The organism is Streptomyces sp. NPDC036813, assembly GCF_055609245.1.
On sequence record NZ_JBVJPV010000002.1, the window covers coordinates 394,872 to 410,617 of the forward strand.

Annotated in this window: 13 protein-coding genes; 8 read left to right on the forward strand and 5 right to left on the reverse strand. The window is 73.0% G+C overall.

Annotation, left to right across the window (positions count from 1 at the left end; genetic code table 11):
• Positions 1 to 176 precede the first annotated feature (176 nt).
• The 7 genes from ACZ67Q_RS05890 to ACZ67Q_RS05920 all read left to right on the forward strand — a co-directional run bounded on the left by ACZ67Q_RS05890 (position 177) and on the right by ACZ67Q_RS05920 (position 10,911).
• Entirely contained in the window at positions 177 to 1,733 is a 1,557-nt protein-coding gene (locus tag ACZ67Q_RS05890; protein ID WP_471176916.1) for an APC family permease, read from the forward strand.
• Positions 1,734 to 1,884: 151 nt separating this feature from the next.
• Positions 1,885 to 3,042, forward strand: coding sequence for an acyl-CoA dehydrogenase family protein (locus ACZ67Q_RS05895; RefSeq protein ID WP_471176919.1), 1,158 nt, complete (start codon positions 1,885 to 1,887; stop codon positions 3,040 to 3,042).
• The gene (locus tag ACZ67Q_RS05900) at positions 3,042 to 4,760 is read left to right on the forward strand and encodes a 5-guanidino-2-oxopentanoate decarboxylase (protein WP_471176922.1); all 1,719 of its coding nucleotides are present in this window, start codon (positions 3,042 to 3,044) and stop codon (positions 4,758 to 4,760) included. The genes ACZ67Q_RS05895 and ACZ67Q_RS05900 overlap by 1 nt, the downstream gene beginning before the upstream one ends.
• A complete protein-coding gene (locus ACZ67Q_RS05905) occupies positions 4,757 to 6,010 on the forward strand; it encodes a Glu/Leu/Phe/Val dehydrogenase dimerization domain-containing protein (protein WP_471176924.1) in 1,254 nt (417 codons plus the stop codon). The genes ACZ67Q_RS05900 and ACZ67Q_RS05905 overlap by 4 nt, the downstream gene beginning before the upstream one ends.
• Complete coding sequence (locus tag ACZ67Q_RS05910) at positions 6,007 to 8,205, forward strand: acetate--CoA ligase family protein (protein ID WP_471176926.1); 2,199 nt, start codon at positions 6,007 to 6,009, stop codon at positions 8,203 to 8,205. The genes ACZ67Q_RS05905 and ACZ67Q_RS05910 overlap by 4 nt, the downstream gene beginning before the upstream one ends.
• Positions 8,202 to 9,008 carry an SDR family oxidoreductase gene (locus ACZ67Q_RS05915; protein ID WP_471176928.1) on the forward strand — a complete coding sequence of 269 codons (807 nt, stop codon included), beginning with the start codon at positions 8,202 to 8,204 and terminating at the stop codon, positions 9,006 to 9,008. Before ACZ67Q_RS05910 ends, ACZ67Q_RS05915 begins: the two co-directional genes overlap by 4 nt.
• Positions 9,009 to 9,282: 274 nt before the next feature.
• Positions 9,283 to 10,911, forward strand: coding sequence for an APC family permease (locus ACZ67Q_RS05920; protein ID WP_471176931.1), 1,629 nt, complete (start codon positions 9,283 to 9,285; stop codon positions 10,909 to 10,911).
• Between the two features lie 43 nt (positions 10,912 to 10,954).
• Here ACZ67Q_RS05920 and ACZ67Q_RS05925 read toward each other — a convergent pair whose 3' ends face one another.
• The gene (locus ACZ67Q_RS05925; protein WP_471176934.1) at positions 10,955 to 11,482 is read right to left on the reverse strand and encodes a DUF488 domain-containing protein; all 528 of its coding nucleotides are present in this window, start codon (positions 11,480 to 11,482) and stop codon (positions 10,955 to 10,957) included.
• 18 nt (positions 11,483 to 11,500) lie between these two features.
• Positions 11,501 to 11,626 (reverse strand): hypothetical protein, encoded by a 126-nt coding sequence (locus ACZ67Q_RS05930; protein WP_471176937.1) that lies wholly within the window; start codon positions 11,624 to 11,626, stop codon positions 11,501 to 11,503.
• 226 nt (positions 11,627 to 11,852) lie between these two features.
• Here ACZ67Q_RS05930 and ACZ67Q_RS05935 point away from each other — a divergent pair, with 226 nt between their 5' ends.
• Positions 11,853 to 12,548: an MgtC/SapB family protein gene (locus ACZ67Q_RS05935; RefSeq protein WP_471176940.1), complete on the forward strand. Its 696-nt coding sequence runs from the start codon at positions 11,853 to 11,855 to the stop codon at positions 12,546 to 12,548.
• Positions 12,549 to 12,916: 368 nt separating this feature from the next.
• Here ACZ67Q_RS05935 and ACZ67Q_RS05940 read toward each other — a convergent pair whose 3' ends face one another.
• The 3 genes from ACZ67Q_RS05940 to ACZ67Q_RS05950 form a co-directional block, all read right to left on the reverse strand.
• Positions 12,917 to 13,972 (reverse strand): sodium:calcium antiporter, encoded by a 1,056-nt coding sequence (locus tag ACZ67Q_RS05940; protein WP_471176943.1) that lies wholly within the window; start codon positions 13,970 to 13,972, stop codon positions 12,917 to 12,919.
• A gap of 75 nt (positions 13,973 to 14,047) precedes the next feature.
• Complete coding sequence (locus tag ACZ67Q_RS05945; RefSeq protein WP_471176946.1) at positions 14,048 to 14,776, reverse strand: SDR family NAD(P)-dependent oxidoreductase; 729 nt, start codon at positions 14,774 to 14,776, stop codon at positions 14,048 to 14,050.
• The gene (locus tag ACZ67Q_RS05950; protein ID WP_471176948.1) at positions 14,773 to 15,645 is read right to left on the reverse strand and encodes a helix-turn-helix transcriptional regulator; all 873 of its coding nucleotides are present in this window, start codon (positions 15,643 to 15,645) and stop codon (positions 14,773 to 14,775) included. The genes ACZ67Q_RS05945 and ACZ67Q_RS05950 overlap by 4 nt, the downstream gene beginning before the upstream one ends.
• Positions 15,646 to 15,746 lie beyond the last annotated feature (101 nt).

The window sequence follows — 15,746 nt, forward strand, 5'->3', positions numbered from 1 at the left end:
AGGAATCAGCATTGCGATTCCGACGATGTAGGGCGCCCTTCGGCCGAGGCCGGTGCGCGCCCCGTGGAGGCCCGCGCACCGGCGTGTCCGGACGCCGTGAGGGCCCACTTGTCGCGAAAGGCGCGGCCCGGACCGCGGGCCTTTCACCGCTCGAGACCCTGGATAGGGGGTCGATGATGGCAACCACCGCACACACCACATCGGACGAGGACGCCGGCGGCGGCCTGCGGACCGGCGCACTCTCGATGGCGACCAGTCTGATCCTGTCCGTGGCGTCGGCCGCACCCGCCTACAGCCTCGCCGCCACGCTGGCCTTCATCGTGGCCTACGCCGGCTTCCAGGCGCCGGTGATCGTCCTGCTCGCCTTCGTGCCGATCCTGTTCGTCTCCTTCGGCTACGCCGCCCTCAACCGCCGGGACCCGGACTGCGGCACGATCTTCACCTGGGCGGGCAGCGTCCTCGGTCCGCGCGCCGGCTTCATGGGCGGCTGGGCCGTCATCGCCTCCTTCGTCCTGGTGATGGCGAGTCTGGCCCAGGTCGCGGGGCAGTACGTCTTCATCCTCTGCGGCGCGGACGGCATCGGCTCCGACCCCTCCAGCCCCTGGGTCCTCGCCGTGGGGCTGGGCTGGATGGCCCTCATGACGGCCGTCTGCTACCGCGGCATCGAGGTGGCCGCGGCCGTCCAACGCGCGCTGCTGTTCCTGGAGTTCGCCATGCTCGTGGTGTTCTCGGTGGTCGCCCTGGTGCGCGTGTACTCCGGACATGGCGCCCCCGGCTCCCGGCGGCCGAGCCTGGCGTGGCTGAACCCGTTCGAGATCCCCTCGGCCGGCGCGTTCGTCAGCGGCCTCGTCCTGATGCTCTTCATCTACTGGGGCTGGGAGACGGCCGTCACCGTCAACGAGGAGACCGCCGACCGCCGCCGCACCCCCGGCCGGGCGGCGGTGTGGTCCACGATCGTGCTGCTGGCGCTGTACCTGGTGGCCACCGTCGCGACCCTCGCCTACGCCGGCGTCGGAACGACAGGGGTCGGACTCGGCAACCCCGACAACTTCGGCGACGTCTTCTCCGCCATCGGGCAGGCCGTCTTCGGCACCGGCGCGGCCGGAACCTTCCTGTGGCACCTGCTCGTCCTCATGGTGCTGTCCTCCGCCGCCGCGTCCACCGAGACGACCGTGCTCTCGCTCGGGCGCACCCTCCTCGCCATGGGCCGGCAGGGTGCCGTACCGCGCGTCTTCGCCAAGACCCACCCGCGCTACGCCAGTCCGCATGTCGGCACCGTCGCGATCGGGCTCGCCGGAGCCGTCTGCTATGTCGTGATGAACCTCCTCGCCGACGGCCAGGTCATCGGCGACGCCGTGTCCTCGTGCGGCTTGATGATCGCCTTCTACTACGGCCTCACCGGCCTGACCTCCGCCTGGGCGTACCGCGCCGGTGGGCGACGCGGCGCCGGTGACCTCTGGCTGCGCATCGTCCTGCCCGCGCTCGGGGGAGTGGTGCTGCTCGCGGCCGGTGCCTGGAGCCTCGTGAACGACTGGGACCCGGCGAAAAGCTCCACGTCCTGGACGCTGCCGTTCGGGCCCCACTGGCACATCGGCGGGGTCTTCCTCATCGGCGCGGGCTCGCTCGCGGTCGGCTGGCTGCTGACGGTGGTCGGCGCGCGCCTGGCGCCGCAGTACTTCCACGGGGCACCTCGCCACCCTCGGGTCGCCGCCCGCACCGCCCCGGGCGACTGATTCCTGAACTGAATCACTATTCAGTACGCACACTCGTTGACAGGGGTGGCCCGCTCTCCGAATACTGACTGGCGATTCAGTAAAAGCTTCCCCCGTGAAACGTCGAAACGTCGCACGTCGAGACGTCCCCTTCCTCGTGTCTGGAGAGGTCATGTCAGAGCTGCCCACCGAGCTGGTCCCACTGACCCGGGAACAGCGGGACATCATCGATCTCACCCGCTCTTTCGCCCGGGAGGAGATCCGGCCGCGGGCCCGCGCCGTGGACGAGGCCGACACCGAGACTCCATGGGACCTGTGGCGCAAGGCCGCCAAGGTCGGCATCACCGGATTCATGCTGCCGGCCGAGTACGGCGGGGGCGGCTTCACCGACGTCTTCACCCAGGTACTCGTGCAGGAGGAGCTGTGTGTCGGTGACCTCGGCATCGGCAACCTGCTGTGCTCCAACGGCTTCTTCGCCGACCCGCTGCTGGAACTCGGCACCGAGGAGCAGAAACGCACCTGGCTCACGCCGCTCGCCGGCCCCGACACCCCCATGACCTCGCTGGCCACCACCGAGCCCGGCGCCGGATCCGACGCCGCCTCCATCACCACCACGGCCACCCGCACCGCCGGCGGCTACCGCCTGAACGGCCAGAAGGCGTGGATCTCCAACGCGGGCGAGGCCGAGAGCTACGTCGTCTTCGCGAAGACCGACCCGGCGCAGCGCTCCCGCGGCGTGACCGCGTTCCTGCTGCGCAAGGGCACGGACGGGATGGAGTTCGGCGAGCCGATGCGCAAGATGGGCCAGCGTGCCATCGTCTGCCGGGAGATCTTCCTCCACGACGTCTTCGTCCCCGAGGCGGACCGGCTGGGGGAGGAGGGCCGGGGCTTCCACGGCCTGATGCGCACCTTCGACATCTCCCGCGCCGTGCTCGGCGCGGCCGCCACCGGCGTCGCCCGCGCCGCGTACGAGTACGCCCGTGACTACGCCAAGAGCCGTGTGCAGTTCGGCAAGCCGATCGTCGAGCACCAGGCGGTCGCCTTCCGGCTCGCGGACATGCGCACCCGTATCGAGCAGGCCCGCCTGATGACCTGGCGCGCCGCCAAGCGGCTGGACGCCGGTCTGGACGCCACCGCCGAGGCGGCGATGGCCAAGCTCACCGCCTCCGAGACCGCCGCCTACTGCACCTGGGCGGCCGTGCAGACGCTGGGCGGCTGGGGCTACTCGCGCGAGTACCCGGTGGAACAGTGGATGCGGGACGCCAAGCTGGAGGAGATCGAGGAGGGCACCTCCGACATCATGCGCCTGGTCATCTCGCGGAGCCTGTGATGACGTCCGTGACCACCGCGACCGCGACCGCACCCGGGGCCGGGCGCCCGAGTGCCCCTGATGCCTCGCTCACCGGCGGTGAGGCCCTCGTGCGGGCGCTCGCCGCCCACGGCGTGACCCGGGCGTTCGGCATCCCCGGCACCCACAACCTGGAGATCTACCGGCACCTGTCCGGCTACGGCATCGACCACGTCAACCCCCGCCACGAACAGGGCGCGGGCTACGCCGCCGACGCCTACGCACGCGTCAGCGGGAACCCCGGCGTGGCCCTCACCACCACCGGACCCGCCCTGCTGAACATCGCGGCGGCCGTCGGCCAGGCGTACTCCGACAGCGTGCCGCTGCTCGTCGTCTCGCCCGGCATGCCGCTGCGCCATCCCCGGCAGCCGACCGGGCTGCTGCACGAGATGCGCAGCCAGACCGACGCACTGCGCGGCGTCGCCGCCTTCAGCCACCGCGTCTCCTCGGTGGACGAGATCGGCGCCGCGGTCGCCCGCGCCTTCACCCTCTTCCGTACGCAGCGGCCCCGGCCGGTGCACATCGAGGTGCCGCTGGACCTGCTCACCACACCCGAGCCGGCGGGCCCGGTCAGGACCGCCCCGTCGGCCGACCCGGCGCAGCCCGCCGCAGGCGCCCTCGCCGCAGCCGCCGAGGCCCTGCGCGCGGCAGCCCGCCCGGCGATCGTCCTGGGCGGCGGCGCACGCGCGGCAGCCGCCGAATGCCTGAGGCTCGCCGCGGCGTTGGGCGCGCCAGTGGCGACCACGGCCAACGGCAAGGGCGTCGTCGCGGAGACCCACCCGCTGTCACTCGGCGTGTCCCTGCACAGCCGCGCTGTACGGCGGTGGCTGGAGGAGCGGGACGTGGTCCTCGCCGTCGGCACCGAACTCGCCGAGTCCGACCTGTGGGACGCCCCGCCAGCTCTGCGCGGCACCGTCATCCGCGCGGACATCGACCCCGCGCAGATGTACGCCGCCCTGCCGGCGGACATCCCGCTGGTCGGCGACGCCCGAGCAACCCTCCGCGCGTTGCTGGCCGCCCTCGGGCCGGACGACGACGCCCCGAGGACGGACAGCGACGACACCCCGAGGCCGGACAGCGACGACACCCCGAGCGCGGACACGGACGCCGCCCACCGCTCGGTCGCCGCGCTGCGCTCCGAACGGGACGCGGAGACGCACACCCGGGACGCGCACCTGCTGCCGTATCTCGCGGCGATCCGGTCGGTGCTCCCCGACGACGCGGTGCTGACCTCGGACAGCGCCCAGTGCTGCTACTACGGCGCCCTCCCGCACCTGCCCGTCGGCCCGCGGGGCCGCTATCTGCACCCGACGGGCTTCGGCACCCTCGGCTACGCCCTGCCCGCGGCCATCGGCGCCAAGACCGCGGACCCCGGCCGGGCGGTCGTCGCGCTCAGCGGCGACGGCGGCCTGCAGTTCTCCGTCCAGGAACTCGCCACCGCGGCACAGCTCGGACTGCCCCTGCCCGTCGTCGTCTTCGACAACGGCGGTTATGGCGAGATCCGCGACGAGATGCTCCAACGCGGCGACCGTCCCGTCGCGGTCGACCTGCCGCCCGTCGACCTGCCCGCCCTGGCCCGCGCCTACGGTGGCCACGGCGTCCGTGCCGGCACACCCGACGCGCTCGCAGACGCACTGCGCCACGCACTGAACACCCCCGGCCCCACCCTCATCACCGTCCCCGAGGAGCCCTCGCGATGACCACGACCCGCACCACCTCGCCGGCCGCCGCCGTGCACACGGCGAGCGGACCGCGGCCGCCGGGGACGGACGCGCCCGTGCCGCTGGTCTCCCTCACCTGGACCGACCACGAGACCGGCCGGCAGGGGTTCCTCGTCATCGACCGTCTGGTGCGCGGCGTCTCCAGCGGCGGCCTGCGCATGCGCGCCGGATGCACCCTTCAGGAGGTCACGGGCCTGGCCCGCGGCATGACGATGAAGGAGGCGCTGCACTACAACCCCCAGGGCCGCTACATCCCGCTCGGCGGCGCCAAGGGCGGCATCGACTGCGACCCGCGCGACCCCGCCGCCTACGGCGTCCTGGTCCGCTACCTGCGCGCGGTACGCCCCTACATCGAGCACTTCTGGACCACCGGCGAGGACCTCGGCCTCACCCAGGACCTCGTCGACCGGGCCGCCGCCGAAGCCGGACTGGTCTCCTCCATCCAGGCGGTCTACCCCCTCCTCGACGACGAGGAGGCCGCTCGCAAGCGGCTCGCGGACGCCTTCGCCATCGACGTCGACGGGATCGGCCTGGACGAACTCGTGGGCGGCTGCGGGGTGGCCGAATCGGTACTGACCGCGCTGGACCGCGCCGGCGTCCCGCACGAGGGCACGCGGGTGTCGGTGCAGGGACTGGGCACCATGGGCGGCGCCACCGCCCGCTTCCTGGCGCGCGCCGGGCTGCGCGTCGTCGCGGTCGCCGACATCAAGGGCACCATCGCCAACCCGGACGGACTCGACGTCGAGGCGCTGCTCGCCGCCCGGGACGGCCACGGCAGCGTGGACCGCGTCGCACTGCGCCCCGAGGACCGGGAACTGCCGGCCGGCGCCTGGCTGACCGCCGACGCCGAGGTGCTGGTGCCGGCCGCCGTCTCCTACGCCGTGGACACCACCAACCAGGCCGGTGTCACCGCCCGCTGGATCGTCGAGGCCGCCAACATGCCCGTGGTGGCGGAGGCGGAGGAACTGCTGGCCGCCCGCGGCATCACGGTGCTGCCCGACGTCGCCGTCAACTCCGGCACCAACGCCTGGTGGTGGTGGACGCTGTTCGGCGACATCGGTGCCGACGCCGACGAGGCGTTCGCCCACACCCGGCGCTCGATGCGGGCCCTGGTCGACCAGCTCCTGGCCCGCGCCGAGGCCGAGGGCTGCACACCCCGCGCCGCCGCACATGCCCTGGCCGCCGACCGGCTGCCGGTCATCACCGAGCGCTTCGGAGTCTTCCGTTGACGGCCGCGGACATCGGGCGGGCCACCCGCCCCGGCGAGCTCAGCTCGCTCTTCGAACCGCGGTCGGTGGCCGTCGTCGGCGCCTCCGACAACCCGGCGAAGTGGGGGTACTGGCTCGCCTCGGGCGCGCTGAGCGGCCGCCACCGCCGCACGGTGCACCTGGTCAACCGGCGGGGCGGCGCCCTGGACGGGACGCCGTTCCTGACGGACCTGGCCGCGCTCCCGGACGCGGTGGAGCACGTGGTGGTGGCGGTGCCCGCCGCCCAGGTGCGCGGCGTCGTCAGCGACGGACTGGCCGTCGGCGCGCGCTGTTTCACCGTCATCACCTCGGGCGGCGCCGGTGCCGACGAGGAGCGGGCGCTGGCGCGGCTGGTGACCGGACGCGGCGCGCGCCTGCTCGGACCGAACTGCATGGGGGTCGTCGACACCAGGGCCGAACTGCGGCTGAGCTGGGGTGACTTCCCGGCCGGCCAGGTCGGGCTGGTCTCGCAGAGCGGCAACCTCGCCCTGGAGATCGGCCGCCTGTTGGCCCGCGCCGGACAGGGGTTCTCCCGCTTCGTCTCCCTCGGCAACCAGCGGGACATCGACGCCACGGACGCCCTGGAAGCCCTCGTCGACCACGAGCCGACCAAAGCCATCGCCGCGTACGTCGAGGACTTCCGTGACGGCCGGCGCCTGGCACGCGCACTCACCGCCGCGCACGCCGCGGGCAAGCCGGTGCTGCTGCTCACCGTGGGCCGCAGCGAGGCCTCCGGACGGGCAGCGGCCTCCCACACCGGCGCCCTGGTCACCGCCCGCGCGACGGTGGAGGCGGTGTGCCGCGACGCCGGTGCGCTGCTGCTGGAGTCGGCGGGCGAGGTCGTGGACACGGCCGTGTGTCTGCTGGCCGGTGCCGGTGCCGGTGCCGGTGCGGGTCCGGGCGCGGGCGGTGCGGCTGCCGGTGCGGGTCCGCGTCAGCGCGCCGGCACGGTACGCCGAGCACCCGGTGCACAGGACGCGCCCGGCGCCCGCCGCGCCCGCGTGGCTGTCGTCGGCGACAGCGGCGGGCAAGGCGCCCTGGCAGCGGACGCCTTCGCCACCCGCGGCCTGGACGTGCCGTCCCTGTCCGAGCACACCCGCGCCGCGCTCGCCGCGCATCTGCCCCCCGGTGCAGGCTGCGGCAACCCCGTCGACCTGGCCGGCGCGGGCGAGGCGGACCTGACGGCCTACGCCCGCATCGCGCGGACCCTGCTGTCCTCCGGCGAGGCCGAAGCGGTCGTCCTGACCGGCTACTTCGGTGACTACGCCACCGCCAACCCCGCGCAGGAACAGCAGGAATGCGCCGTAGCAGCCCAACTCGCCGAAGCCGCCGAGCAGTCCGGGAGCACCCTCCTGGTCCACACCATGGCCCGGGACACGGCCGCCCTCACCGTCCTGCGCGGCCGCGGCATCCCCGTCTACGAACGCATCGAGCACGCCGCGGCCGCCCTCGCGGGCACCGAACACCTCCGTACGACACTCCCGGCGCCCCCGGCGCCGCCACAGCCGCCGCCGACCGCGCCCCCCGTGACCGACGGCGGCTACCGCACCACCCGTGAGCTGCTGCGCCGTTACGGACTGACCTTCCCCGACGCCGAGTTCGTGCAGAGCGCCGACGACGCCGTGCGCGCCGCCCGCCGCATCGGGCAACCGGTCGTCCTGAAGGCCATGGGCCTCGCGCACAAGACGGAGGCGGGCGGCGTGGCGCTCTCGCTCACCGACGAGCACGCCGTGCGTGCCGCCTTCACCACGATGCGCGCCGCGACCGGCGCCGGCCATTACGCCCTCGAGGCGATGGTCACCGAGCCCCACGCAGTCGAACTCATCGCCGGAGTACGGCGCGACCCGGCGTTCGGCCCCGTCCTCATGGCCGGCATCGGCGGCGTACGCGCCGAACTCCTCGGCGACGTCGTGCTCGCCCTCGCGCCGCTCACCCCCGAACATGCCCGCGACCTGCTGCGCTCGCTGCGCCACGCGCCGCTGCTCGCGGGCTGGCGCGGCGCCCCGGCCGTCGACGTGGAGGCGGCGGCGCAGGCGCTGTGCGCCCTCGGCCGGGCCGCGGTCGACCACCCCGAACTCGCCGAGCTGGAAGTCAACCCGCTGCTCGTCCACCCGGGCGGCGCCGTCGCCCTGGACGCGCACGCCGTCCTCACCCCGACCGAGAGGCCCCGCCCATGACGACCCGCGACACCGCGGAGTTCACCGGCCGCACGTACATCGTCACCGGCGGCGGCAGCGGCATCGGCCGCGCGATCGCCCTGGCACTCGCCGCGGCGGGAGCCCGGCCCGTCGTCGCCGGACGCACCCCCGAACGCCTCGACGAGACCGTGGCCCTGATCGAGAAGGCCGGCGGCAGCGCTCTCGCCGTCCCCACCGACGTACGCGACCCGCTGGCCGTCGACGCACTGGTGGCGGCCGCGGTGGACCGCTACGGACGCCTGGACGGGCTGGTCAACAACGCCGCGGGCAACTTCGTCACGCCCGGCATCGACCTCAGCCCCAACGGCTGGCGCGCGGTCGTGGACATCGTCCTCAACGGCTCCTACTACTGCACCCGCGCCGTGGCCCGCCACCTGCGCGAGGCGGGCAGCGCGGGCTCGATCCTCTCGGTGATCGCCACCTACGCCTGGCACGGCCACCCGGGCACCGTCCACTCCGCCGCCGCCAAGGCCGGGGTCCTCGCGATGAGCCGTACCCTCGCCGTCGAACTGGCCCCGCTCGGCATCCGGCTGAACTGCATCGCGCCCGGACCGACGGAGACGGACGGGGCAGGCGCGGCGCTCTGGGCGACACCGGAGGCGCGTGCCGACGTCATCTCCTCCGTCCCCGCAGGCCGATTCGCGAGCGTCGAGGAGGTCGCGGACGCGGCGCTCTTCCTGCTCGGCGACCGCGCGTCCTATCTGACAGGCGAGTGCCTGACGCTCGACGGCGGGCAGTGGCTGGGCAAGCAGATCTACGGCCGCACCCCGACGACCGCGTAGCTCTCCGGCGGATGACCGGCGGCGCGGCCATCGCCGTGCCGCCGCTCAGCCATGCCCTCCCCGTGCCGCCACTCGGCCATGCCCGGGCGCGCCCAGCGGCCCGGGAGCGCACCAGGGCATCGGTTCGAGAAAAACCTGCTCCCGCTCTCTTGACGGACCGGTGCGACGCACGCCACAGTCGCCCACTACTAACTGGTCATTCAGTCAGTTGGCCTAGGTCGTCCACCCCCCAACGGTCCTACCCACACCGCCACGTCCCCCAGGAGCCGTGCACGTGACCCAAGCGACCCCGAACCCCGGCCCGAGCACCCCCGACCTGTCCGAGGGATGGAGCGAGCAGCGCTCCCACCTCCACAAGGACCTGCGCCGTCTGGATGTGCTCTTCTTCCTGATCTGCACGCTCGTCGGTCTCGACACCATCGGCTCGGTGGCGGCCCAGGGCCCGCAGGGACTGACCTGGATGGCCGTCCTCGCGCTCGCCTTCTTCCTGCCCTACGGCCTGCTGGTGGCGGAACTGGGCTCGGCCTTCCCCGTCCAGGGCGGCCCCTACGTCTGGACCCGGCTCGCCTTCGGACGGCTCGTCGCGGGCCTCAACCAGGTCCTCTACTGGCTCTCCAACCCGGTGTGGCTCGGCGGCAGCCTGTGCATCATCGCCCTGACCACCTGGGAGGAGTTCTTCACCCCGCTGCCGGGGCTGTGGAAGTACGCGGCCGGCCTCGCCTTCATCTGGCTCGGCGCCCTCGCCGTCATCCAGTCCGTGCGGGTCGGCAAGTGGGTGCCCACCGCCGGTGCCGTGGCCCGGATCGTCCTGCTCGGCTTCTTCCTCGTCTCGGTCGTCGTCTACGCCGCCGAGCACGGCGTGCACGCGCTCCCCGCCGCCGAGTTCAGCCCCACCTACGCCGGCTTCGTGGCCCTGGTGCCCGTCCTCATCTTCAACTACGTCGGCTTCGAACTGCCCAGCTCCGCCGCCGAGGAAATGACCAACCCCAAGCGGGACATCCCCCTGTCCATCCTCCGCTCCGGCTTCGCCTCGCTGGTCCTGTACGGCGGCCCCATCCTCGGCATCCTCTTCGTCCTGCCGGCCAAGGAGATCGGCAGCCTCTCCGGCTTCATCGACGCCTGCAAGGCGGTCTTCACGGTCTACGGCGGCCATGTCGCCGCCGACGGCACCGTGGTCCTGACCGGCGCCGGCTCGGTGCTCGGCGGCATCGCTGCGGCCGGGCTCATCATCGGCCTGCTCACCAGCGGCGTCACCTGGGCGATGGGCGCCCACCGGGCGCAGGCGGTGGCCTGCGCGGACGGGGCGGGACCCGCCTGGCTGGGCAAGCTCTCCGAGCGCCACGGCACCCCGGTCCGCGTCAACGTGCTCTCCTCCGTCCTCGCCTCCGTGCTGCTGATCGTCGCCCTCAACCTCACCAGCGGCGACGGTGAGAAGTACTTCGCCGCCGGACTCGGCCTCGCCATCAGCACCACCTTCATCTCCTACGTCATCACCTTCCCGAGCCTGATCGTGCTGCGCCGCAAGTACCCGGACACGCCCCGGCCGTACAGCGTGCCCGGCGGCCGCTTCGGTCTGTGGACGGTCACCGTGCTCGCCACCGGCCTGGTCGCCTTCACCGTCGTGGTCCTGATCTGGCCGGGCTTCGGCGTCGGCTGGTTCGGCACCGCGGGCTCCGCCGCCGACTCGCTGCCCCCGAGCTTCGCGGGCGAGCGCCTTCAGTACACCCTCAGCCAGGCGGTGCCGCTGGTGTTCTTCCTCGGGGTCGGCGCGCTCTTCTACGCTTGGGGCGCCCCGGCACGCCGCCGCGCACGCGCCGCCGAACGGGCCTTGGGACGCGCCCCCGGCCGCGGCGACCACGACCTGGCCGGCCACACGCGCAGCGCCGCCGCGGCCGAGCAGTGAGCGCCGTGCCGGCGGACCCGCCGGCGCATCGCCGCGTGCTTCGTCACTCGGGCGGAGGGTAGACCAGGTGCCCGTCGCGGACCTGCGCGTGCTCGTTGAGCACGGCCCGCTTCGACGTCGTGGCGGACATGATGTGTTCCACCTCGGCGCCGGCGACGAGCAGGGCGTCGGTGATGAGCCGACGGTGGCAGCGCCAGGGCACCGCCTCGCTGCACATGATCGCCGGCCGTTCGTTCTCGGCCAGTTGCAGGAGGTCGTCGAGGCCGGCCGCGAACTCCTCGCCGGCCATGTAGTCGGCGTAGTCGCGGAAGGCCTTGACGCGCCACACGCCGTTCTCGCTCGGCACACCCTTGGGGGTGTGCCGGCGGCCACCGAGCCGGCGGATCCAGCGGTACCCGATGTCGGACGGCAGGGACTCCTCGATCGCTGCCTGGTTCCACTGCGGGTACTTCCGCGACGACGGGAACGAGCGGACGTCGACCAGACAGGTCACGTCATGCGCCCGCAGCATCTCCACGACCTCGTCGAAGCCGCGCGTGGAGTGCCCGATGGTACAGATACGGTTGGTCATCCGGCCGGCACACCTTCGTCAGCGGTCCTCTGCTCCTGACACACGTACCCCATCGACCGGCTCGACGCCGATCAGCGCGGGCAGCGCCTGGGCCACCTGGTGGGCGTACCACTGCGGGGACGGGTCGCGCCCGTCCGCACTCATCGGACCGGTGATGGCCCGGTGGCCCGGGTACCACACTCCGTGGAGACGTACGCCGTACGAGCACAGGAGGGTGGCGCCGCGGGGACGTACACCGGTGACCCCGGTCGGGCCTCGCGTGCGTCGCGCCCGGAAGAGGAGACATGACACGCACGGAACGCCTGTCGGCCGTGTTCCACCCCGCTCCCCCCTCTGAGGGCCGGTCCGTCCCCAGGGAGGCGGTGGTGCGATGAACCAGAACGGGATGTCGTTGGTCTACCTGTCGGCGGCGTTCGGACTGTGCGCGGTCATCGGCCTGGAACGCGAGTACCGGCGCAAGTCGGCAGGCCTGCGCACGCACGTGCTTGTGGGGCTGGGCGCGGCGCTGTTCATGCTGGTGTCGAAGTACGGCTTCGCGGACATGCTCGGCCGGCCCGGCGTCGCACTGGACCCGTCCCGCGTGGCCGCGCAGATCGTGTCCGGCATCGGGTTCATCGGCGGCGGTCTGATCTTCGTCCGCCGGGACGCGGTGCGGGGCCTGACGACGGCGGCGAGCGTCTGGCTCGCGGCCTCGATCGGCGCGGCCGCGGGCGCGGGGCTGCTCGTGCTGGCCTGCGGAGTGACGGTGGCGTACCTCGTGGTGGCGTTCGTCTTCCCGGTCCTCGCCCGGTGGCTGCCCAGGTCACCGACGGAGACGGTGCTGCTGCGCATCAGCTATCTCGACGGCCGCGGACTGCTGCGCGACATCGTCAGCGAGTGCACCGGGGCGGGCTTCCACGTGGCGGGCCTGCGCACGGCGGCCTCCGTACCGACGCAGACGGCACCCACCCAGGTGGGAGTCCTGCTGGAACTGACCGGCCACGGCACCCGCGAAGAGCTGGTCCCCCGCCTGTCGCACCGCGAGGGCATCACGGAGGTGACCTTCCTGGAGGACGAGGCGGACTGAGACGAGGCAGCCGTGTGGCCGCTGTCGCCTTCTGACGACCCGTCCAGGAGTGCCGTACGGCTGAGCAGGTCCGGAAGGTCACCGGGCGGGGCCGCGGTGCCCGGCGAGGGAAGGAGTGATGAGCGTTTGGTCGTCCTGATCCTGTTCTTCCTGTTCATCTGACGGCCCTCTCTCGCCATCGCCGCGGCATGGCGCCCACGCGAGGGAGGCCCACGAAGCTGCTCGCCCGCGCGGCGAGCGAGCGGCACCGGCGCCGCACCCCGCGACGGTGATGTGCCTCGGCACGCAGGAGGTGGCCCGCACCCGCCGCTCGGGTGCGGGCCAGCTCCTGCTGCTGCGACACCCACCGCCCAGCCGGGCAGGGGCTGTCACCCGGCCATGGCCGTGAGCCCGGCGATGCCCAGCGCGTACAGCACCAGGACAGCGAGACTGTCGACGCCCATCCGCAGGTACCGGCGCCGGGGCCGGAAGATCAGCCCGGCGATGTAGACGGTGGTGAGCACGATGCCGAGGGCGGTGAGGTAGATGTCGGTGTCGTGGGCGCCCGGCAGGACCGGCTTGCCCGAGATGACCGTGGCCAGCAGGAACAGCACCGGCAGGAACGCGTTGCCGCCGAAGATGTCGCTCATGGCCAGTTGGTAGTCGCCCAGCTTCGTTGAGGTCAGCCCGGTACTGATCTCGGGCAGCGAGGTCGCGACAGCGAGCACGGTGGCGCCGAACAGGATGCCGCCGAGCCCCTGACGGGCGAAGAACTCCTCCCCGCTGCGCTCGATCACGACACCGGCGACCAGCGTCGCCACCGCCGCGGTGGTGAAGACCAGAGCCGCACGGGCCGTACCGACACCCTGGCCGGTGGCCGCCTTCTCCTTCTTGCCCTTGGAATGGCCGCGCGGCTCCGGCTGAGCCCCGGGCGCGTCCCCGCCCTCACGCCACGGCAGCCCCTTGCCCGCACGGTCCAGCAGCACCAGGCCTATGACCCACATGGCCGCGATCACCAGCGGCGCGGGGCCGAGCCGGGCGAAGAACAGATCACCCGGCAACTGCGTGCCCATGACCACGACGGCCAGGACGGCGACGACCAGTGCGCCTTCCAGGACGAGAACCAGACTGGCGGCCAGGCGGGTGAGCGGCGGGCGCGGCCGCGCCCCGGCGGCGTCCAGGACCACCAGCACGACCGTCTGCACCGCGATGCCACCGAGGATGTTGCCCACGGCCACGTCGAGCTGACCGGCCATGGCGGCGCTGGCGGTGACGGCGACCTCGGGCAGGTTCGTGGCGATGGCCAGCAGGATCAAGCCACCCAGGGCGCTTCCCAGATGCAGCCGCTCGGACAGCACGTCGGTGGTGTCGGACAGCTTGACGCCTGCGTACCAGATCACCGCGGCGCTCACGAGGAACAGCACCAGCAGCACAGGTGAACTCAAAGATCCCATGCCGCCGCAGGTACCCCGCGATCACCGCCGGCAGGCCCCTGGGCACCTGGGCTCCGCGCGCTGCCGTCAGTCGAGCGGCGTGCCCGTCTCCTCGGCCAGGGCCCGCAGGAGACGGTCCTGGAAGCCCACGTCGTGGACCGCGCGATGCGGCTGCCGGAGTTCCCGGTGGTACCAGTATCCGCCGCTGGTCAGGGCTTCGGCTTCGTCGCTGACGGCGAGCCACTCCTGGGTCCGGTGGCCGAGCTCGAGATCGTCGGGGGCGCTCGGTCCGCCCATCTTCGTCGGCACCCAGCCCGGATCCACGGCGTTGCTCAGCACCCCGGGACGCAGCCGGGCCACCGCGGCCATGAGCGCCGTGACGTACAGCTTGCTGTCGGCGTACGAGCCCGCGCCGCGGCCCCGCCAGTCGACCCGGGCGAGGGAGTCGCGCCCGCCGAAGTGCGAGCCGCTGCTGAGGTACACCAGGCGGCGCGGCCCCCGCAGCAGGGCCGTGAGCAGGTACGGCGCGATGATGTTGACCGGCATGACGGCGGGACCGCTCCACACACCGGCGTTGTGGATGACGGCGTCGAAGGGTTTCGCGTCGTTCAGCTCGGCGGCCGTCCGCCGTACCGCGTCGCGCTCGGTGAAGTCGCACACCACCAGACCGGCCCCGCGATCGACCAGCTCCCGGAGCGTCGCCGCCCGCGCCGGGTTCCGGGCGTGCACCACGACCTCGTGCCCGGCCGACACAAGGGAGTCCGCGGCGGCACGACCGAGACCGTCGGCGGAACCCGTCACCAGGATCCGGCTCATGACCGCACCGCCTCCGAGGTCGCGGCCAGGGAGGACAGCAGACGCAGACCCTCCTCGGAGGCGGATCCCGGCTCGGCGGTGTAGATCGTGAGGGTCAGCCCGGGTTCGGCCGCCATCTCCAGACCCTCGAAGGCGAGCGTGAGGTCTCCGACGGCCGGATGGTGGAACCGCTTGGTGCCGGTGCCGTGATGACGCACGTTGTGGGCGCCCCACCGGACGCGGAACTCCTCGCTGCGGGTGCACAGCTCACCGACGAGGTCGTGCAGGTCCTTGTCGTGGGGGTTACGACCGGCTTCGGTGCGCAGAATGGCCACGGCCATGTCGGCGAACAGCTCCCAGTCCGGGTAGAAGCGCCGGGAGGTGGGGTCCAGGAAGTTGAAGCGGGCCAGGTTCTGCTGGTTGTCGGCGTGGGCCAGGAGGTCGGCGTAGAAGGCGCGGGCGAGCTGGTTGGCCGCGAGCAGGTCCAAGCGGCCGTTGCGGACGAAGGCGGGACCGGCGGTGATGGCGTCCAGCGTCCACTGCAGGCTGCGGTGCGGGGTCCACCGCGGTCCGGTGCGGCGGCGCCGGGGGCGGGTGAGGACGTCGGAGCCGTCGGCGGCCTGCGCCAGATGGAGGAGGTGGGCGCGCTCGGCGTCGTCCAGCCGGAGGGCGCGGGCGACGGCCTCGAGCACGGCGGGGGAGGCGCCGGCGAGGTTGCCGCGCTCGAGTTTCGCGTAGTACTCGACGCTCATGTCGGCCAGGGCCGCCACCTCGCTGCGGCGCAGTCCGGGGACACGCCGCCTGTTCCCGGACGGCAGCCCGGCCTGCTCTGGGGTGATCTTCGCTCGCCGCGAGGTGAGGAACTCGCGGACCTCGTCATGGTTGTCCACACCTCGACCGTACGACTTGGGCGCCGCCGGAGGGATGTACCAGCGGTACACCCCTCACCGGTGACTCGCTGCCGCGCGGGAGAGGCCGGTTGCCCGGAGGC